The organism is Nocardia sp. NPDC004123 (genome assembly GCF_053603795.1).
Window position 1 is genome coordinate 40,624 of the sequence record NZ_JBSGGG010000038.1, and the last position, 19,396, is coordinate 60,019.

The following is a 19,396-nucleotide window of genomic DNA, read 5'->3' on the forward strand; positions in this document are numbered from 1 at the left end:
AAGACCCGTGAAACGCACCGGCCCCGTCCTGGGCATGGTGTTCGCCGCCTGTCTCGCGCTGACCAGCTGCGGGCTGAGCGGCACCACCGCCACCGACGCCACCTCCCCGACCCAAGCTCCCGAACTGCGCCCCGACCAGCAGGTCTCGATCGTGTTCGAGTCCTACAACTACGGTCTCGCCGGCGCCTGGACCGACACTTTCAACGCCTTGATCACCGAGTTCTCCAAGAAGTACCCCAATATCAAGGTGACCGTACAGAAGCCACAGGGCAACAGCCCCAACCCGGCCACCGACACCATCTCGAGCATCCAGAACCAGATGGTGGCCGGGCATCCGCCCGATGTCGCCCAATTGGGTTTCAGCGACCTGGATTTCACGATCCACCAGCTGGGCGCGAAGCCGCTCGACACGCTGTTCGGCAAGCAGGCCGTGCAGCAGAACTTCGACGGCGACCGCTTCCACTTCCACCCGCGCGCCCGTACCCTCGACGACTGGGACGGCCACACCTACGGGGTCCCGTTCGTGTTCTCGACCCCGGTGCTCTACTACAACGCCAGCCTGTTCACCCAGGCCGGACTGGACCCGGCCAAGCCGCCGGTCACCTGGCAGCAGGTCGCCGACGACGCCAAGGCGATCACCACGAAAACCGGTGAGGGCGGCGTGTATCTGGACTGCCTGACCAAGTCCGCCAAGGACTGGTGCTTCCAGTCGATGGTGCGTTCCGACGGCGGACGGGTCATCTCCGAGGATCGCCACACCCTCACCTATGCCGACGCCCCGAGCGTCGAGGTCACCACGATGGCCCAGGATCTGGTCAACTCCGGTGCCATGCCGAAGTTGGCACAGAAGCAGGGCTACGAGGCGTTCGCGCGCGGCGAGATCGGCATGATCCTCGAGACCAGCGCCATCCAGGGCACATTCGTAGCGGGCGCCAAGGACAAGTGGGACCTGCATTCGGCCGCCATGCCGCGTTTCGGTGACAAGGCGCCGGTGCCCACTAATTCCGGTTCGGGACTGCACATCCTGACCACTGACCCGGCCAAGCAGCGCGCCGGCTGGGAGCTGATAAAATTCCTCACCAGCGAGCAGTCCTACATGAAGATCGCCCAGAACATCGGCTACCTGCCGCTGCGTTCGGAGATGGTGACCGATCCGGCCGTGCTGGGTTCGTGGGCCAGCCAGAACCCGCTGCTTGCACCGAATATCGCCCAGCTGGCCACCATGGAACCATGGGTTTCCATGCCGGGCAACGACTATCTGCAGATCCGCGACGGCATGATGGACGCCGTCGAGTCGATCGTATTTCAGGGCAAGGACGCCCGGAGCACCCTGACCGCCGCCCGCACCGAGGGCGCCAAACTGCTGCCGGCCTCATGAACGATCTGATTCTCGTCCAGCTCACCGACACCCACCTGCGCGCCGCCGGTGAGCAGGTCCTCGACGCCGTCGACACCCACGCAACGCTGCTGCGGGTCCTGGATCGGCTGCGCACCGGCGGGCAGCGCATCTCCGCGCTCCTCCTTTCCGGCGACCTCACCGACAACGGCGCGCCCGAGGCGTACCGGCGGCTGCGCGAGGCCGTCGAGCCGGTGGCGGCCGAACTCGGCGCCAAGGTGCTCTACGTGATGGGAAACCATGACGAGCGCGCCGCTTTCGGTGTGGAGCTGCTCGGCTTCGAGCCCGACGCCGTCGACACCGCCGTCCCGCACGATCGGCTCATCGAGGTCGACGGCCTGCGGCTCATCGGCCTGGACACCACCACCCCGGGCCGCCACGACGGCCGCCTCGAACCGGACCAGCTGACCTGGCTGGCCGAGCAGTTGCGCCATCCCGCTCCCCGGGGCAGCGTGCTGGTGCTGCACCATCCGCCGCTGCCCTCGGCCATCCCGGCCGCGGAGTTCCTCAAGCTGCAGAACGCGAACCAACTGGCCGAGGTGATCTGCGGCACCGACGTGCTCATGATCCTGTGCGGGCACAACCACATGACCGCGGCGTCGGTGCTGGCGGGGGTACCGGTCTGGGTCGGCCCGGCGCTGGCCTACCGCATCGACGCCATGGCGCCGGCGGGCCGGCAGCAGGGTTTCGTCGGATCCGGTTTCACCCGGCTCGATGTGGTCGGCACGTCGGTCATCGCGACTGCGGTCGAGGCGGACCCGGGCACTCGGATCTACGACAAGGCCGACACCGAGGTGCAGGAGCGGCTGGCCGCCCTCGCGGCGGAGGCCGGCTGACCGATGTTCGTCACGGTCTCAGAACAGGACACGCCGCCGGTGATCGCTGCGACACTGGCGGCGCGTCCGCACCGCGCCCTGCTGCGCCGCGCACTCCGCGGCGCCACCCCGTATCTGTATCTCGCGCCCGCGCTGTTCCTGCTGGTGGTGTGGACCTATCAGCCGCTGGTGCAGGCCCTGCAACTGTCCACCTACTCTTGGAATCTGCTCCCGACCCAGCCCATGCGGCCGGTCGGGACGGCGAATTACGCACAGCTGGTACACCTTCCGTCATTCTGGGCCTCGGTGCGCCGCACCATCTGGATGATCGCCGGGCTGCTGCCGTTCACCGTCGCGCTACCGGTGCTGATCGCGCTGGCCGGCCGGCGGGTGGGCCCGCACGCCCGGACCGTCTATCACGCGCTGATCTTCGCGCCGTTCCTGGTCGCACCCGTGGCGGTGGCCGCGGTGTGGCGCTGGCTGCTGCATCCGCGCACCGGTTTCGTGGACAGAGTCCTGGACTCGCAACGCAATTGGGTCTACGACGCGCGGACCGCGCAGTGGGTGATCGTCGGCATCACCGGCTGGCAGCTGCTCGGATTCGCCGTGCTGGTGGTGTGGGCTGGATTGGCGGGCATCAGCGGCGATTACGACGAGGCCGCCAGTGTCGACGGGGCCTCCCCCGGCCAGATCTGCTGCTGGATCACCCTGCCGCTGCTGTCCCCCACCCTGCTGTTCCTGGTGCTGACCACCGTATTGCTCAGTCCCACCTTGACTTTCCCGCTCATCGACACCATGACCCAGGGCGGCCCAGCACAGTCCACCACCAACATCTACTACCTGCTCTACGAATACGCGTTCCACAGCTTCGACGCCGGCCTGAGCGCCGCGGCGGGTGTGCTGCTGTTCCTCGGATTCGGAGTGGTGGCCGCGGGCCTGGTCTGGATCTCGGAAAAGGTTGCCTTCCACGATGACTGAAACCTCGCTGCCCGACCGGCTGCGCTCCGCCGGCGGCCACGCGCTGCTGGCGGGCACGGCCGTGGTGTGTGTCTTCCCCATCTACTGGCTCTTCGCGACCGCGCTGCGCCGCCCCGAGGACGTCACGTCACTCTCCCCGCTGCCCTGGCCACTGTCCCTGTCGAACTTCGCCGACGCCGCCCACCACCTCGACATCCCCCGTCTGATCCTCAATACCTTTGTGGTAGCGGCACTCTCGGCGTCGGGTCAGTTGCTCATCGCCCTGCTGGCCGCCTACGCCTTCGGCCTGTACACCTTCCGCTTCCAGCGGCTCCTCTACCTGGCGTTCATCGGCACCTGGCTGGTCCCGTTCCAGGTCAGCATGCTGCCCAACTACATCCTTCTGACCCGCCTGGGCCTCCTCGACACCCTGGTCGGCACCGTCCTGCCCACCCTGTGCTCGGCACTGGCAGTACTGCTCCTGCGCCAGCATCTGGCCGCCTTCCCGAAGGAGCTGGTGGCGGCGGCCCGCATCGACGGCCGCTCGTCTTGGTCGATCCTGTGGACGGTGGTGGTCCCGAACCTGCGGCCCGCATTGGCGGCGTTGGGGATTCTGCTGTTCATCAACGCCTGGAACGAGTACTTCTGGCCGGCGGTGGTCCTGCGCCGCTCCAATGCGGTGCTGCAGCTGGGCATGCGCAGCTTCATGGGAACAGAGGGTGACCAGTGGGGACCGCTGATGGCGGTCGCCGGGCTGGCGTGCCTGCCGGTGCTGCTGCTCTATCTGGTATTGCAGCGCCACATCGTGAACGCCTTCGTACGCTCAGGTCTCAAGTAGGCTCCCGATCGACACCCCCGGAATGGTTGCGGATGACCGGCGGTTGATCGTGAAATATCTTGTGAAGCAACATGTCACTATTGCTTTAAGTCGACTCTATGAACCCCACCCCTTCCATGGGTTCGCGAGCTGTCGGAATGGTCTACGCTCCGTCCGCGTGTATGGACCAGACATCGCGAAGCGCCGACATACTGCGTCGTGCGTAGGTCTCCTCCGGGTGCACTGTGATCATCTCCAGCTGCTCAACCAGCGCCCCGGCACCTCGCCGCCTTCGAAATGTTCCACACCGGGAACAATCACCGCTTCGGCATCCAAGCGCGTGGCTGGTGTTCTGCGCCTGAAATCCGTCGAAGCCCCTGTGTGCTTACAGGCTCCGAGGAGCCTCGAAGCACGCAGGGGCTTCGGCGATCCCGCGCCTCAGGCAGGCCGGCGGCCGGTCAAGCTAGCGGCTCCGCCGAAGGCCCTCATCTCTATGAGGTGGCTTGTTCGGGGCATCGTTCACCTCTCAGGACGGCCGGTTGTCGATCAGTCGCTTAGCCTTGCCGAGGGAGCGTTCGAGAGCGCTCGGCGCAAGCACTTCAACCTCGACAGTCACGCCGATCCGATTTTTGATCTTTGCACACAGCTCTGCGCCAGCAGCGCTCCATTGGTCGCTGGGCACATCGGGCCGAGCCTCCACCCGCACTGTCAACGTATCCATGCGCACCGGGCGCTCCAGAACACACTGGAACTGTGGGGCCAGCCCGGGCACGGTCAGGATGAGCTCCTCGATCTGGGTCGGGAAAAGGTTGACACCACGCAGAATAATCATGTCATCACTGCGGCCGGTGATCTTCTGCATCCTCCGCATCGACCGCGCCGTGCCAGGCAGTAGCCGGGTCAAATCTCTTGTCCGATAACGGATGACCGGCATCGCCTCCTTTGCCAGGGACGTGAAGACAAGTTCGCCTTCTTCCCCGTCGGGAAGTACCACCCCGGTATCCGGGTCGATGATCTCGGGGTAGAAATGATCTTCCCAAATATGAAGTCCATCCTTGGTTTCGACGCACTCCATGGCCACGCCCGGCCCAATTACCTCGGACAGTCCGTAGATATCGACGGCGTCGATCGCCAACTGATGCTCCAACTCTGTACGCATCTGCTCGGTCCAGGGTTCCGCACCAAAGACGCCGACCCGCAACGAAGTGGCCGCAGGGTCGATGCCCTTCTTGAGCATTGCGTCGAGGATCGTGAGCATGTACGACGGAGTGACCATGATGGCATCCGGCTGGAAGTCCTGAATGAGCTGAATTTGCCGGTCGGTCATGCCACCGGACATCGGAATCACCGTGCAGCCCAGCCGTTCCGCGCCGTAGTGCGCGCCGAGGCCTCCGGTGAAAAGGCCGTACCCGTAGGCAACATGCACCGTGTCCGAAGGGCGCACACCGGCCGCGCGAAGGCTGCGCGCGATCAAGTCGGCCCAGTTACTGACATCGTTGGCCGTGTACCCGACGACGGTGGGCTGTCCGGTGGTGCCGGACGAGGCGTGGATCCGCGAAACCTGTTCGCGGGGAACAGCAAACATTTTGAAGGGGTAGTTCGCTCGCAGTTCCGCTTTGGTAGTGAACGGGAACTTTGCCAGGTCCGACAGCTCCACCAGATCAGCGGGGTGGACGCCGACCTTGTCGAATGCCTCGCGATAATGCGGAACATTGTCGTATGCGTGCTGGACAGACCATTTCAGTCGGTCCAGCTGCAATGCCGAGATCTCATCGCGGGAAGCGAATTCGATTTCAGCGGACGGTGTTTTCGGAGAGGCGGGGGCAACGCTGCTCATGATGGCTCCGATACGAGTGGATCAAGCGTCGAAGTCGATCGTGACCGACTCGCCGAGGGGATAACTTTGACAGGTCAGGATGAAACCGTCAGAAATTTCAGTTTCTTCCAAGGCGTAATTACGACGCATGTCGACTTCGCCGGCCGTGACCTTCGCGCGGCACGTACCGCACACGCCGCCCTTGCAGGCAAATGGGAGGTCGGATCGAATCCGCTCCGCCGCGTCGAGGACATTCTGCTCCCTGGGCAAATCCCCAGTCGTGCTGCGACCGTCGAGGGTGATCGTAACGGTAGTGGTGGGGCCAGTAACGCCAGGCTCACGGTGGGTCTGTTGTTCGGGCGGTGTCTCTTCGACGAAGAACAATTCGTGGTGTATGCGATTTTTCTCGATACCGAGCTCGGTCAATACGGTCTCGGCATCGGTGACCATTCCGAAAGGACCACATAGCCAGACATCGTCGATGTCGTCGATGGGCACCAATGCAGTCAAAATGCTCAATAGCCGTTCGGCGTCGAGACGACCACTGAACAGCTCGACATCCCGCGGCTCCCGGGAGAGAACATTGATCACGTCGATTCGCGCGCCGAAACGGTCCTTCAAATCGGCGATCTCGTCAGCGAACATGACCGAACGCACGCGCCGATTTCCGTACAGCAGCACGATTTCCGCGTCCGAATTTTCCAGTAGCGACCCCGCGATCGACAGCATCGGGGTGATCCCTGAGCCTGCGGCGATCAACAGATGCCGGCCGCCTGCTCGCGGATCCGCGACAAATTTCCCGGTCGGCGCCTGGACCTCGATTCGATCGCCAGCCTTGACCTCGTTGACGAGCCAGGTCGAGAAGAGCCCGCCGGGCACCTGCCGGACACCCACGCGAGGCGCGGCTCCGACGGGTGCACAGATCGAGTACGAGCGTCGGTGCTCGGTGCCCTCGACCGCGCGCCGCAGGGTTAGAGACTGTCCCGGCTCGAATACGAACTCCTCGGTGAGGTCTCCGGGAACCTCGAAGGTAACCGCCACAGCGTCGTCGCAAAGCTGCTCGACATCGGCGACAACCAGGGACCGGAAAGGCCGGTTTCGGGCTGCGACGCGCGACCGGTCATCGCGAACGGGTGCACTCATGTCAGATTTCCTTCACGTGGTCGAACGGTTCGAGGCAGACCCGGCACCGGTACTGGGCTTTGCACAAGGTGGCGCCGAACTCGGACACCAACTGCGTCTCCCGTGATCCACAGTTCGGGCATGTCAGTCCCCGTGGGCGGGCCGTGAGGCTCAGCGGAATCGGCCCCGAGCCGCGCAGAGGTGCAGGACCGGGCAAGGAATAGCCGGCATCACGCAACTTGCGCCGTCCGTCTTCGGTGATCCAGTCACTGGTCCAAGCAGGCGACAGACTCGTGTCGACCCGAACCTCGCGGTACCCACGCTGGCGCAAGATCCGCGTGATGTCCTCGCGCATCGTCGAGATCGCCGGACAGCCGGAGTAGGTCGGCGTGATGGTGACCCTCACTCGGCTGTCCCCAGTCACCTCGACATCGCGCACGATGCCCAGATCAGCAAGAGTCAGGAGCGGCATCTCCGGATCCGGAATCGACTCCACCAGGGTCCGTGCGTCCACTGGTATGGGGGCGGCCACGGTCACCACTTCCCGTCGGGGTGGGCGCGTGCCACACATTGCATCTCGGTCAGCAGTGGTCCCAGCGCTTCGGTGTGTACGCCTTGCCGTCCCGAACGGCCCCCGACCGCTCCGATGGAACGACCTTGTGGCGCAGTGAGTTCCGCGGCATGAAGCACCTGCTCGAGCACGTGTTCGAATTCGTCTCGCAGCGTCCGCGGATCGACACCAACCCCGACTTCGGCCAAGGCCAGCTCATCTGCGGTCGGAACGAACAGTTCCGGAATGAAGGGCCAGACGAATTCGATCGCCTCGGCCATGCGCCGCTTCGACTCCTCTGTACCGCACCCCAGTGTCACCGCCCATCGGGCAGCATAATCGCGATGGTAGGTGAGCTCCTTGACGCCCTTGTGTGCCACCGCCGCCAGTACGGGATCGCGTGAGTCTCGCAGTCTGTCGAACAGCGCCAGGCGCCAAGTCGAGAAGACCAGCGACCGGATGATGGTGCGGGCGAAGTCGCCGTTGCCGACTTCGACCAAACGCACACAGCGGAACCGGTTCTCGTCACGGAAGAATGCAAGTGCGTCTTCGGCGGGCACTGGAGAGGTATCCGAGATGAGCGGTACGACCGCCGGATCCGCGGCAGCGGCTCGCGCCAGCAACAGCCTGGCCTGGCCGAGGAGATCCAGGCCGATATTCATCAGTGCGACCTCCTCCTCGAGTTCCGGCCCGCGCGTGCTCCACTCGGTGAGTCGCTGCGCCGCGATCAGTGCGTCGTCGCCCACCATCAGGCAGTAGCGAGCCAATGCGGACAGATCGACATCGGCGGGGACGGTGGTGTCGACGCCGGCAAGCGGGTCGTCGAAACTCGTTCCGAATGCCCATTGGCCGTCGCCATCCCCCTCGATGAGTCCACTGACGGCGTTATCGTGATCGATCATGGGTTCGGCCTTCACATATGAGGGACGTTGTCGGGGATGTCGTAGAACGTCGGATGGCGGTATACCTTGTCGCCGCTGGGTGCGAAGAACGGATCTTTCTCCGACGGACTGGAAGCGATGATCGACGCCGACGGCACCACCCAGATACTGACGCCCTCGTTACGGCGGGTGTACACGTCGCGCGCGTGCCGCAGCGCCATCTCGTCGTCGGCTGCATGCAACGATCCGACGTGCACGTGGTTGAGGCCGCGCTTGCCACGTACGAATACCTCGTAGAGCGGCCACTCGGCTTTGACGCGCGCCAGCTCTGCGACGGACTGCTTTTCGATCATTGCTTCACGCTCTTTCGTTCCTGTGCCGCAAAAGCGAGCGCGGCCTCCCGCACCCAGGCGCCGGCCTCATGTGCCGCGCGGCGGTTGGTGATTCGCTCGACGTTGCAGGGACCGTTGCCGCCGATGACCTCGGTGAACTCATGCCAGTCCGGTTCGCCGAAATCGTGTGCCTGGCGCTCCTCGTTCCACGCCAGATTCGGATCGGGCAACGTTACGCCCAATGCCTGGGCCTGCGGCACCGACATGTCCACGAATCGTTGACGCAGTTCATCGTTGGTGTGCCGCTTGACACGCCATGCCATCGACTGCTCAGTGTTGGGCGACTGGTCGTCGGGCGGGCCGAACATCATCAGCGCGGGCCACCACCATCGATCGACTGCGTCCTGCACCATCTGACGCTGGGCCTCAGTGCCGCTCATCATGGTCATGAGCAGCTCGTAACCCTGGCGCTGGTGGAAGGATTCTTCTTTGCAGACCCGGATCATGGCGCGGGCATAGGGACCGAAACTGCTGCGGCACAACGGAACCTGGTTACAGATCGCCGCGCCGTCGACCAGCCAGCCGATCACCCCGACATCAGCGTAGGTCAGCGTTGGGTAGTTGAAGATCGAGGAGTACTTCTGCTTGCCCTCGAGGAGTTTATCGGTCAAATCGGCGCGGTCTGCACCCAATGTTTCGGCAGCCGAGTACAGATACAGGCCATGGCCTGCCTCATCCTGCACCTTGGCCATCAGAATTGCCTTGCGCCGCAACGACGGCGCCCGGGTCAGCCAGTTGCCTTCCGGCTGCATACCGATGATCTCGGAGTGCGCATGCTGCGCGATCTGCCGAATCAGCGTCCTGCGGTAACCGTCGGGCATCCAGTCGCGCGGTTCGATGCGCTGGTCCCGGGCGATCGTATCCTCGAATACCTGCTGAAATTCCGGTAGGGGGGTTGCTGTAGTCATGTCGCCCTCTCCTCACATTGAGGTGTTCGTGCGTGTGCGGGGTGCGATCGTCCGCATCGATCTCACCGGCCTTCGAAGACCGGCTTGGTCTTGGCCAGAAATGCCTCGACGGCCGCACTGTGGTCCCTCGTGGCGCCCAGCGCTTCCTGCGCGACCCGCTCGCGTTCGAGGGCGTTCGACAGCCCCGATGCCTCAGCTCGCAGTAGCCGCTTGAGGCGCCGGTACGCCTCGGTGGGACCCTGGGCAAGGAATTGGGCCAGGTCGCGCGCGGCACCCTCCGCGTGCTCGTCGTCGACCACCCGATGGACAAGACCCCACGTGTGAGCCTCGGCCGCGGTGAATCTGTCACCCAGCAACATCAGGCCCATGGCGCGGCTGTAGCCGAGCGCCTGCACCAGCGCGTAGCTGAGACCGGAGTCGCTGGCCAGCCCGATACCTGTGAAGGCGGTCCCGAACTTGGCCCCGCTGCCTGCCACTCGGATATCACCGGCCAAGGCAAGGCCGAGCCCCGCACCGACGCATGCGCCGCGAATCGCCACAACCACCGGAACCGAGATTTCGCTAAGCGCCTCGATAAGCGGGTTGTAATGCACACCAACGGTTTTCATCGCGGTGCTGGGATCAGCGCGCAAAGCGTCGACATGCTCGCCCAAATCCTGTCCGACGCAAAAGTTCTTGCCCTCCGCGGTCAGCAGAACGGCACGGACCTCCGGGGCGGAGGCAACGGCACGGACCGCGTTGAGCAGACCCCGCTTGGTCGACGTATCGAGCGCGTTCGACGCTGCGGCCCGCGCCAGAGTAATGGTGGCCAGGCCGTCGGCGATAGTCGTGCCGACGGTGCTGTGGGTTGTGGTCACGATTGTCCTCCTGCAGGTACGGTGTCCCAGGTAAAGAACCCCTGGCCGGTCTTGCGCCCCAGTTCGCCGCGGTCGACCTTCTCGCGCAGCAGTCGTGGCGGTTCGAAGCGCGGTCCGAGGGTGGCCGCGAGGTGTTCGGCGATGGCGAGCCGAACATCGAGTCCGACCAGATCGGTGGACCGCAAGGGGCCCATCGGGTGCCTGTAGCCGAGCTCCATCGCGCGGTCGATCGAAGCCGCGTCAGCGACTCCCTCCTCGACCATCCGAATCGCCTCGATACCCAGGCAGACACCCAGCCTGCTGGTGGCGAACCCCGGTGAATCGTTGACGAGTACCTCGCTCTTGCCCAGAGCTGCAACCCAGCCCAGGACTCGCTCGACCACCTCGACGGCCGTTGACTGCGTCCGCACTACCTCCACCAGCACCGAGGCGGGCACTGGATTGAAGAAGTGCATGCCGAGAAAACGGGTCGGATCCTGAAGCGCGGCACCGAGTTCGGTGATCGACAGCGAGCTGGTGTTGCTTGCGATCACGGTTTCGGGGCCGACAGCCTTGTCGACGGCCGCCAGCACGTCGGCCTTCAGGGCCGCGCTCTCGGGAACAGCTTCGACCACTAGATCGAGATCGGCGGGCAACTCGGTGGGTGCGGCTACTGTGGTGACGCGAGCCAGGACATCATCAGGGCCGGCGGCACCAAGTTTCCCCCGCTCGGCGGCGCGGCGCAGCCCGGCGGCCACACGGTCCAATGCCGCACTCTGGTCCGCCGCCTCCGCGATGACCACATCGCTTCCGAGCGTCGCGAACACCTGCGCGATGCCCGCGCCCATTCGTCCGCCCCCTATTACGGCGACGCGTGTCGGTGCTTGTGCTTCGGTCATGCCTTCTTCTCCAGGAATGCAGTCATGCGGGCGTGTTTGTCCTCGGTCTCGAACAGCACTGCCTGCGCGATGTCGTCAGCGAACGGGTGGGATCCCGGGGCGTCGACGATCGTTTTCGTCAACCGCAGAGCCAGCGGCGCGGATACCGCGACGCGATCGAGCAACCGGTGTGCGGCCGCAACATGCGCGCCGGGGTCGGTCACTTCGAGAACCAATCCAGCATTCAGCGCGGCGCTCGCATCGAGAATGCGCCCGCCCAGCAACACCTGCTTCGCGATAGAGACTCCAACCAACAGGGGCAGCCGGTAGCTGGCGCCTGCGGCCGCCATGATTCCGAGCCCTGGCTCGGGATTGCCGAATCTCGCGGTCGATGCAGCGATCCGGATATCGCAGGCATAGGCCAGTTCAGCGCCGCCACCCAATGCATATCCGCTCACCGCCGCGACTGTCGGCAGCGGCAGCCGGCCGATGCGGTCGAAGAGATTGCGATTGATCCCGGCAAGCGCATCATCGCGAGTCCGTGCCCGCAATTGCCCGATATCTGCTCCGCCGGCGAAATGCTCACCCCGGCCGGTAAGAAGCAGCAGCTTCGGTGTTCGCTCCAGTCGGGCACAGATGTCGTGCAGTTCGACGATCATCTCCGCGGTGATGGCATTACGCTGCGCAGGGCGGTCGAGGGTTACGACGAGACGGTCGTCGAGCTCCTCGATCAGCAGCGTGGTGTAGTCGGTCATGGCGCCTCGATCAGCATGGAGACACCTTGGCCGACACCGACGCACAGGGTGGCCAGACCGCGGCGAGCGCCCTCACGCTCCATCCGACCCAGCAGTGTGAGCAGGATTCGTGCACCCGAACAGCCCAGCGGATGGCCCAGTGCGATCGCGCCGCCGTCCGCGTTCACGATCTGCTCGTCCAGCTTCAACTGCCGCATCACTGCCAGCGATTGGGCGGCGAACGCCTCGTTCAACTCGACCGCATCCAGATCCGCGATATTCCAATTCGCCCGCGCCAAAGCCTTTTCCGTCGCAGGTACCGGACCGAGACCCATCACATGCGGAGACACACCCGCGCTTGCGCTCGTTACGATTCTCGCCCGGACCGTCAGCTGATACTGCTGCACGGCTTTGCCGCTCGCGACGACCAACGCTGCTGCACCATCCGACAGCGGTGACGCGGACCCGGCCGTGACAATGCCGTTTTCTCGGAAGACCGGCTTCAGTGCGGCAAGTTTCTCGATCGTGGTGCCAGGACGCGGCACCTCATCGATGTCGAGGACGCCATCCTTGATGGCAATTCCGACAATTTCGCGTTCGAAGTGACCCGCCACGGCGGCTGCGTGGGCACGTTGCTGGCTGCGCAATGCGAAGGCGTCGCTCTCCATGCGAGTGATTCCCTCGAGCGCGGCGACCTCTTCTGCCGTCTCCCCCATCGCCAGCGTGATCTTCCGGATGCCTGGATCGGATTCGGCTGCGACCGCCTGATCAGCGGCAGTGAAGCGCCGATTGGTGAATCGCCAGCCGAGGGACGTATCAACTACCTCCCCCGGGCGGGCCCATGAGGTACCGGGCTTGGCCATCACCCACGGTGCCCGGGTCATCGATTCCACTCCGCCAGCGACGATGACGTCGGCCTCACCGGAACGAATCGTCGCCGCTGCGGTCGCAACCGCAGTAAGACCGCTGGCACAGAGTCGGTTCACCGTGTAGCCGGGCACCCTGTCGGGCAAATCGGCCAGCAGCACGGCCATCCGAGCGACATTCCGGTTGTCCTCGCCGGCCTGGTTCGCCGCACCGAGCACAACCTCATCGATAGCATCGCCCGGTACGCCCGCACGTCGCACCGCTTCGGCGACAACCAGGCCAGCCATGTCATCTGGCCGTATTCCGGCCAGGGCACCGCCATATCGGCCTTGGGGTGTTCGCGCCCCGTCGACGAGGAAGACTTCGCCCATCACCACACTCCTTGTCGGCATCTGAGGGCAATTATTAACCGAACATTCGGTAAGTATCAAGCCCCGAAAAAGGGGCTCCACGACCATCGACGCCGATGAGTCAAGATGGACGGATGACATCTGCACGCACGGCCCCCCGAACCGGACGACCGGGGAGACCCGGGTACGACCTCGATTCCCTGCTGGCCGTCGCCGTCAAGGTGTTCAACGACAAGGGCTACGACGGAACCAGCATGGAAGCGCTGGCCAATAGGCTAGGCATCACCAAATCGGCCATCTACCACCATGTTTCCGGAAAATCGGAACTGCTGGAACTCGCATTGTCGCGTGCTCTGAATGGCTTGTTCGCCGCAACCACCGAAGAGCGCGCAGTAACCGGACGCTCCATCGACCGCCTCGAATACGTGGTCCGCCGCAGCGTCGAAGTACTCGCCACCGAGCTGCCTTACGTGACACTGCTGCTACGCGTGCGGGGAAACACCGCGGTCGAGAAGCGAGCACTGACACGCCGACGCGAATTCGACGCGTTCGTCAGCGATCTGGTCCAGTCCGCCGCCGACGAGGGCGACCTTCAACAATGCGTCGACCCAGCGCTGGCCAGCCGCCTGATCTGGGGAATGATCAACTCCATCGTCGAGTGGTACCGACCACGCGGCGGCAATTCCGTCGACCAGATCGCCGACACCGTCGTCTCCATCGTCTTCTCCGGACTGCGCAACACCGATTCCAGCGTCGGCTAACTCCGCGACAGCCCGTGAGCGGGTTGACGACCAGCCCCCTCTTGACACGCAGCAAACTCTGTCGGATCGTAATTACCTACCGAATGTTCAGTTATGATCGGAGAGTTGATGAGCCATCTGCTGCAAAGCTATGTAGGCGGGCGCTGGTACTCCGCGCCCGATGAGGGCGCACCACTGCTCAGCGCCGTGGACGGCAGCGAAGTGGCACGCATCTCGTCGACCGGGCTGGACGTCGGCCACATGGTCGATTATGCGCGAACGGTCGGTGGACCGGCGCTGGCACGCTTGACCTTCCACGAGCGCGCAGCCGCGTTGAAGGCCCTGGGCTCGACACTGCTGGCCGGCAAAAACGAGTTCTACGCGCTCTCGACCGCTACCGGCGCGACCACCCGCGACTCGGCCGTCGACATCGACGGTGGTATCGGCACAGTGCTCAGCTACGCCAGCAAAGCGCGCCGCGAGTTGCCCAACGACACCGTCTACCTCGACGGGGCAGTCGAGCCGCTGGGCAAGAAGGGCACATTCGTCGGCCAGCACATCTACACCTCACGCCGGGGCGTGGCGGTGCAGATCAATGCCTTCAACTTCCCGGTCTGGGGCTTCCTGGAAAAGCTCGCACCTGCATTCATCGCCGGCGTGCCCTCAATCATCAAGCCGGCAAGCCAGACCGCATACCTCACCGAACTGGTGGTCCGCCGAATCATCGAGTCGGGCCTGCTGCCCGAGGGCTCGGTGCAGCTGCTTTGTGGCAGTGCCAATGACCTGCTAGACCATTTGTCGGGCCAGGATTCGGTGGCATTCACCGGTTCCGCCGACACCGCAGCCCTCCTGCGCGGTCACCCGAACGTCCTCAGCGAGGGTGTCCGCTTCAATGCCGAAGCCGATTCGCTCAACGCATCGATTCTCGGCCTCGACGTCGCCGCGGGCAGCACAGAGTTCGATCTCTACGTCAAGCAGCTCGTCACCGAGATGACCGCAAAGGCCGGCCAGAAGTGCACGGCGATCCGCCGCGCGTTCGTGCCCGAGGCGCTGGTCGACGACGTCGTGACGGCCGTATCCGCTCGGCTGTCAAAGGTCATCGTCGGCGCTCCCGGCGCCGAAGGCGTCACCATGGGAGCTCTGGCCAGCCTTCGGCAGCGCGAAGAGGTTCGCAAATCCGCCCGCGGCCTGTCCAAATCCGCCCGAATCGTCTTCGGGGATCTCGACGAGGTCGACGTGGTCGGCGCGGACGCCACAACTGGCGCCTTCCTCTCGCCAATTCTGCTGCGCTGCGACGACCGTGAGGCCATCGAGCCGCATGAGATCGAGGCATTTGGCCCCGTGAGCACTGTCATCGGTTACCGCGACAACGCGGATGTCATCGAACTGGCCGCGCGGGGCAAGGGCAGCCTGGTCGCCTCGTTGGTCACCGCCGATCCGGCAATCGTCCGCGAAATCGTTCTCGGCGTAGCACCCCACCATGGCCGGATCCTGGTGCTCGACAGCGAGAACGCCAAAGAGTCGACGGGACACGGCTCGCCGCTCCCGGTGCTGGTGCACGGCGGCCCGGGACGCGCGGGAGGCGGCGAGGAACTCGGCGGCATCCGCGGCGTCCTGCATCACATGCAGCGCACAGCCGTACAGGGGTCTCCGAACGTGCTGACCGCAGTGGGGCGTCGGTGGGTGGCAGGCGCTAAACGATTCACCGGCGAGGTGCACCCCTTCCGCAAGAACCTCGCTGAGCTTCGCTTGGGCGACACCATCGTCGGCGGCCCGCGTCGTGTCACACTCGCCGACATAGCGCATTTCGCTGAATTCACCGGCGACACCTTCTACGCACACACCGATCCCGAAGCCGCGACTGCCAATCCGCTCTTCGGTGGCATCGTGGCCCACGGATACCTGGTCGTATCACTGGCCGCCGGGCTGTTCGTCGATCCTGCGCCCGGGCCGGTGCTGGCCAACTTCGGTGTGGACAACCTGCGCTTTCTCACCCCGGTCAAAGCTGACGATGAGCTGACGGTAACCCTCACCGCTAAACAGATCAGCCCGCGCAACAGCGTGGACTATGGCGAGGTCCGCTGGGACGCAACCGTCACCAACCATGGTGGCGACGCGGTCGCCACATACGACGTGCTGACGCTCGTCGCTAAACCCAAGGGAGATTCCGAATGAGCCACCAGATCTCGATCTGCTACGGAAAGCCGGTCGATCCGGCCGCGTTCGACGAGTACTACTACACCAAGCACATCCCACTCGCCAACAAGGTGCCCGGCCTCGCTGACTACACCTACTCGAAGTGCACTTCGCTGGACGGCTCCGAGCCCGCGTACTACGCCGTCGCCAGACTGCAATTCGATACCGAGGACGACTTGCGCAAGGCGCTGTCCTCACCCGAGATGAGGGCGGCCGGCAATGACGTGCGCAACTTCGCCACTGGCGGCGTCACCATGTACGTCCAAAATGTGGAATCGGTTCTGGCGTAAGGATGAGGTGCGGGCTTCCTCGCGGCCCGCGGACCGCTAACTGTCGGCCACAGAGGAGGGATCCGTAGATGACCGCGATCGACGCGAGTTCATTCGAACTTGCCCATCAGATGTTCGCCGACGATCTCGCCTCCCGCACAGCGGGAGTCGAAATCGTCGAGCTCGGCAAGGGACACGCCATCGCCACGATGACCGTCACCGAAAGAATGGTCAATGGCCACGGGATCACCCATGGCGGGTACATATTCCTTTTGGCGGACACCACATTCGCCCTCGCGTGCAACAGCCACGGGCACCCAGCCGTGGGAGCTCGTGCAGATATCCGCTACATACGCCCGACTCCGCTTGGGGAGACACTGACCGCCGTCGCAGAGGAACGTGCCCGCTTCGGCCGCAACGGAATATACGACGTGACCGTCATGGATGAGCAGCGGCGCGTCGTTGCCGAGTTCCGCGGCGACAGCCGCGTCGCTCGGGCCCGCTAGGCCCAGCCAATTCCACTGCGGGTCCCCTGTCACGTGACATACGCACAGCTCCCTTCACGTTCACATTCAGCCAACCGACTGTGCGCATAGCGACAAGTAATTCTGGCGCACACGCGGAATCGACAGCAACAGTCCGTCGATCGCGCGGAGGGAGCATGCGCTGTCACGGAATGTCATTGCAACGTCGGAGAATTCGATCAAGGCCGGAGACCGATCCGACGTGGGGTGATCACTAATAGTCACGTCCTTGTGGGCGGAAGTGGCTGATACCTTTCGGCTCATTCGGGCGTCAGCCGGACCGCGGCCACGACCGGATGATCGACGAATGTGCCGTCGTCCAAGGCGAATACGCCCGCACGGGCGTCCGCTTCGGTGTCAATGTGCCGGGCCTGCTCGACCTCGGCAGCCGTCGGCGCGAACGCCTCCGCGATAATCGGCAACTGAGCGGGGTGGATCGCGGCGCGGCCGCGCATACCCAGTCGGCGTCCCCGCTCACACGACTCCCGCAGCCCCGCAGCGTCTTTGATGTTTCCGAACACGGCCATCGCCAGCGGTGGCAGCCGAGCCGCGGCCGCGACCACAATGCGGCTGCGCGTCCATTCCGACGCCTGCTCGTCGAGAGCGCGCAGTTCGGCTCGCAAATCGCCCTCCTCCAGCGAAATCGCGGCGACGCCGGGACGGCGGCGATGCGATAGGCGTTCTCGACACCGGCCGCCGTCTCGATCAGGCAGTGGAACCCGCTCCCGCCCCACCCGCGCCGACGACACGACGGCCGATTCGATATCGGCCGGTGCGTCCACTCTCGGGAGGCGAATGCCGGCGAGCGCGGGCAGCCCGGCGACGGCGTCGAGATCACGCCGCCCGGTCTCGGTGTGAACATTGTTGACCCGCACGTGGATCCGCGGCGCCCGCGGTGCGGGCTCAGCCGCCGCCAGGAACTCGGCCACCGTGGCACGAGCCTGCTGTTTGCGCGAAATTGCGACGGCGCCCTGCAGGTCGAGCACCACGACCTCCGCGCCGGAGACCATGGCCATGCTCATCCGGTCGAGCCGATCGTCAAGGACATGGAGCCCGGTACCCGGGTATTTCATGCGACGACTCCGGCTTCCCGCCAGGCATCGATCTGCTCGGTAGAGAAGCCGAGGGCTCCGAGCACGTCGCCAGTGCCGTGGCCCTGTGTCCGCCCGGCCCAGTGGATTACGCCCGGAGTCTCCGACAGCCGGAACAGCATTTACTGCATGGCCACCGTCCTCAGTTCCGGATCCGGTAGTCGCACAATGGTTTCCAGCGCCTTATACTGGGAATCACCGACGATCTTGGCAATGTCGTACACCGGGAGACCGCCGCCTGTGCCTCGGTGAACGCCTGGACGACCTCCGCGGCATCGCGGTCGGCGATCCAGCTCGCCACCGCGCCATCGACCTCGTCGACGTGCTATACGCGTCCGTAGCCGCTCGCGAACACCGGCTGTGTCACCAGATCCGGGCGACCGACGAGGGTAATCACGCGCCCGGCGATGGACTGGGCGCTGGTCGATACCGCCAGCCGGCGACGCTCCCGGGTGCGGTGAATATTGCGCGGCGTATTGTTGTCTGACCGGTTTCCGGTGCGGCGCGACACCACCCTGAGGGCGCCGTAGGTGGTGATCTGCGCGCCGAGCATCATCAGGATCGGTTCGATAATGGCCAGGTCCACCACCTGCCACGGCCGGTTCGCTCACGCTCGCCCAGCGCCATCATGATCGCGAAAGTCGTTGCCAGCCCTGCGATTCCATCCGCGAGCGCCAGCGAGGGCAGGGTCGGCGGCCCGTCCGGCTCGCCGGTCATCGCGGCAAATCCGCTCATCGCCTCGGCGAGGCGTACCCAAGCCGGGCTCATGTGAGCGCGGCCCGAACTGCCCGAAAGCGGTGACGCGGGCGACCACCAGCCGCGTGTCCAGCTCATGCAGCACCTCGGGCCCGAGATTCCAGCGCTCCACGGCGCCCAGACGGAAATTCTCGATCAGCACATCGGCATCGGCGAGCAGTGCCCGCGCGATGGCCTGACCCTGCTCCGCCGACAGGTCGACGCCGATCGGGCGTTCGCTGTGACTGAGCTGTTCCAGACGAGCCCGACTCCCTCCCTGCTCGCTCCGTGACCGCGGCTGGAATCTCCACGCCGCGGGTGTTCCATCTTGACAACGTCGGCGCCGAAGTCCGCCGGCATCATTGCCGCCAGTGGCCCGGCGAACAGCGTCGCCGCATCCACCACTTTCAGTGACTCAGGGCACATTATGACATTACCTCATAAGTTATAAGATGAGACGTCAAGGGGTCTGTAGAGGCATTACGATCAAGACAGACGGCGACATGAGAAACAGGAGGCCCG

Annotated in this window: 20 protein-coding genes and 2 pseudogenes; 8 read left to right on the forward strand and 14 right to left on the reverse strand. The window is 64.7% G+C overall.

Annotated features, from left to right (window positions below; genetic code table 11):
* The first annotated feature begins 7 nt into the window (after window positions 1-7).
* The 4 genes from ACWEQQ_RS40360 to ACWEQQ_RS40375 are packed head-to-tail and all read left to right on the forward strand — an operon-like array spanning window position 8 to window position 4,006.
* A complete protein-coding gene (locus ACWEQQ_RS40360; protein ID WP_452351907.1) occupies window positions 8-1,378 on the forward strand; it encodes an ABC transporter substrate-binding protein in 1,371 nt (456 codons plus the stop codon).
* The gene (locus tag ACWEQQ_RS40365) at window positions 1,375-2,232 is read left to right on the forward strand and encodes a metallophosphoesterase (RefSeq protein WP_452351908.1); all 858 of its coding nucleotides are present in this window, start codon (window positions 1,375-1,377) and stop codon (window positions 2,230-2,232) included. Before ACWEQQ_RS40360 ends, ACWEQQ_RS40365 begins: the two co-directional genes overlap by 4 nt.
* A gap of 3 nt (window positions 2,233-2,235) precedes the next feature.
* Complete coding sequence (locus ACWEQQ_RS40370; protein ID WP_452351909.1) at window positions 2,236-3,189, forward strand: carbohydrate ABC transporter permease; 954 nt, start codon at window positions 2,236-2,238, stop codon at window positions 3,187-3,189.
* The gene (locus tag ACWEQQ_RS40375) at window positions 3,182-4,006 is read left to right on the forward strand and encodes a carbohydrate ABC transporter permease (RefSeq protein WP_452351910.1); all 825 of its coding nucleotides are present in this window, start codon (window positions 3,182-3,184) and stop codon (window positions 4,004-4,006) included. The genes ACWEQQ_RS40370 and ACWEQQ_RS40375 overlap by 8 nt, the downstream gene beginning before the upstream one ends.
* Window positions 4,007-4,511: 505 nt before the next feature.
* Here ACWEQQ_RS40375 and paaK read toward each other — a convergent pair.
* The 10 genes from paaK to ACWEQQ_RS40425 form a co-directional block, all read right to left on the reverse strand.
* Window positions 4,512-5,822: a phenylacetate--CoA ligase PaaK gene (gene paaK, locus ACWEQQ_RS40380; protein WP_452351911.1), complete on the reverse strand. Its 1,311-nt coding sequence runs from the start codon at window positions 5,820-5,822 to the stop codon at window positions 4,512-4,514.
* Window positions 5,823-5,843: 21 nt separating this feature from the next.
* Window positions 5,844-6,944 carry a 1,2-phenylacetyl-CoA epoxidase subunit PaaE gene (gene paaE / locus ACWEQQ_RS40385; RefSeq protein ID WP_452351912.1) on the reverse strand — a complete coding sequence of 367 codons (1,101 nt, stop codon included), beginning with the start codon at window positions 6,942-6,944 and terminating at the stop codon, window positions 5,844-5,846.
* Between the two features lies 1 nt (window position 6,945).
* Window positions 6,946-7,455: a 1,2-phenylacetyl-CoA epoxidase subunit PaaD gene (gene paaD, locus ACWEQQ_RS40390; RefSeq protein ID WP_452351959.1), complete on the reverse strand. Its 510-nt coding sequence runs from the start codon at window positions 7,453-7,455 to the stop codon at window positions 6,946-6,948.
* A 2-nt stretch (window positions 7,456-7,457) separates the two neighbouring features.
* A complete protein-coding gene (gene paaC, locus ACWEQQ_RS40395; protein WP_452351913.1) occupies window positions 7,458-8,375 on the reverse strand; it encodes a 1,2-phenylacetyl-CoA epoxidase subunit PaaC in 918 nt (305 codons plus the stop codon).
* Window positions 8,376-8,386: 11 nt separating this feature from the next.
* Complete coding sequence (paaB, locus tag ACWEQQ_RS40400; RefSeq protein WP_452351914.1) at window positions 8,387-8,707, reverse strand: 1,2-phenylacetyl-CoA epoxidase subunit PaaB; 321 nt, start codon at window positions 8,705-8,707, stop codon at window positions 8,387-8,389.
* Window positions 8,704-9,654 carry a 1,2-phenylacetyl-CoA epoxidase subunit PaaA gene (gene paaA, locus ACWEQQ_RS40405; RefSeq protein WP_452351915.1) on the reverse strand — a complete coding sequence of 317 codons (951 nt, stop codon included), beginning with the start codon at window positions 9,652-9,654 and terminating at the stop codon, window positions 8,704-8,706. Before paaA ends, paaB begins: the two co-directional genes overlap by 4 nt.
* Before the next feature lie 62 nt (window positions 9,655-9,716).
* Window positions 9,717-10,511, reverse strand: coding sequence for an enoyl-CoA hydratase/isomerase family protein (locus ACWEQQ_RS40410; RefSeq protein ID WP_452351916.1), 795 nt, complete (start codon window positions 10,509-10,511; stop codon window positions 9,717-9,719).
* Window positions 10,508-11,389, reverse strand: a complete 882-nt coding sequence (locus ACWEQQ_RS40415) for a 3-hydroxyacyl-CoA dehydrogenase family protein (RefSeq protein ID WP_452351917.1) — start codon at window positions 11,387-11,389, stop codon at window positions 10,508-10,510. Before ACWEQQ_RS40415 ends, ACWEQQ_RS40410 begins: the two co-directional genes overlap by 4 nt.
* A complete protein-coding gene (locus tag ACWEQQ_RS40420) occupies window positions 11,386-12,123 on the reverse strand; it encodes an enoyl-CoA hydratase/isomerase family protein (protein WP_452351918.1) in 738 nt (245 codons plus the stop codon). The genes ACWEQQ_RS40415 and ACWEQQ_RS40420 overlap by 4 nt, the downstream gene beginning before the upstream one ends.
* Window positions 12,120-13,340 carry a thiolase family protein gene (locus ACWEQQ_RS40425; protein WP_452351919.1) on the reverse strand — a complete coding sequence of 407 codons (1,221 nt, stop codon included), beginning with the start codon at window positions 13,338-13,340 and terminating at the stop codon, window positions 12,120-12,122. The genes ACWEQQ_RS40420 and ACWEQQ_RS40425 overlap by 4 nt, the downstream gene beginning before the upstream one ends.
* A gap of 113 nt (window positions 13,341-13,453) precedes the next feature.
* Between ACWEQQ_RS40425 and ACWEQQ_RS40430 the strand changes: the two genes are divergently transcribed.
* The 4 genes from ACWEQQ_RS40430 to paaI all read left to right on the forward strand — a co-directional run bounded on the left by ACWEQQ_RS40430 (window position 13,454) and on the right by paaI (window position 17,030).
* Window positions 13,454-14,080: a TetR/AcrR family transcriptional regulator gene (locus ACWEQQ_RS40430; RefSeq protein ID WP_452351920.1), complete on the forward strand. Its 627-nt coding sequence runs from the start codon at window positions 13,454-13,456 to the stop codon at window positions 14,078-14,080.
* Between the two features lie 108 nt (window positions 14,081-14,188).
* Window positions 14,189-16,234 (forward strand): phenylacetic acid degradation bifunctional protein PaaZ, encoded by a 2,046-nt coding sequence (gene paaZ, locus ACWEQQ_RS40435; protein WP_452351921.1) that lies wholly within the window; start codon window positions 14,189-14,191, stop codon window positions 16,232-16,234.
* The gene (locus tag ACWEQQ_RS40440; protein WP_452351922.1) at window positions 16,231-16,545 is read left to right on the forward strand and encodes an EthD family reductase; all 315 of its coding nucleotides are present in this window, start codon (window positions 16,231-16,233) and stop codon (window positions 16,543-16,545) included. Before paaZ ends, ACWEQQ_RS40440 begins: the two co-directional genes overlap by 4 nt.
* 68 nt (window positions 16,546-16,613) lie before the next feature.
* Entirely contained in the window at window positions 16,614-17,030 is a 417-nt protein-coding gene (paaI, locus tag ACWEQQ_RS40445; protein WP_452351923.1) for a hydroxyphenylacetyl-CoA thioesterase PaaI, read from the forward strand.
* Between the two features lie 278 nt (window positions 17,031-17,308).
* Here the strand turns inward: paaI and ACWEQQ_RS40450 are convergent, their stop codons facing one another.
* The 4 genes and pseudogenes from ACWEQQ_RS40450 to ACWEQQ_RS40465 all read right to left on the reverse strand — a co-directional run bounded on the left by ACWEQQ_RS40450 (window position 17,309) and on the right by ACWEQQ_RS40465 (window position 19,300).
* The gene (locus tag ACWEQQ_RS40450; RefSeq protein ID WP_452351924.1) at window positions 17,309-18,121 is read right to left on the reverse strand and encodes an aldolase/citrate lyase family protein; all 813 of its coding nucleotides are present in this window, start codon (window positions 18,119-18,121) and stop codon (window positions 17,309-17,311) included.
* Entirely contained in the window at window positions 18,118-18,261 is a 144-nt protein-coding gene (locus ACWEQQ_RS40455; RefSeq protein WP_452351925.1) for a hypothetical protein, read from the reverse strand. The genes ACWEQQ_RS40450 and ACWEQQ_RS40455 overlap by 4 nt, the downstream gene beginning before the upstream one ends.
* A 203-nt stretch (window positions 18,262-18,464) precedes the next feature.
* Window positions 18,465-18,856, reverse strand: a pseudogene (locus tag ACWEQQ_RS40460) (CoA transferase).
* Window positions 18,747-19,300, reverse strand: a pseudogene (locus tag ACWEQQ_RS40465) (CoA transferase). Before ACWEQQ_RS40465 ends, ACWEQQ_RS40460 begins: the two co-directional pseudogenes overlap by 110 nt.
* Between the last annotated feature and the right edge of the window lie 96 nt (window positions 19,301-19,396).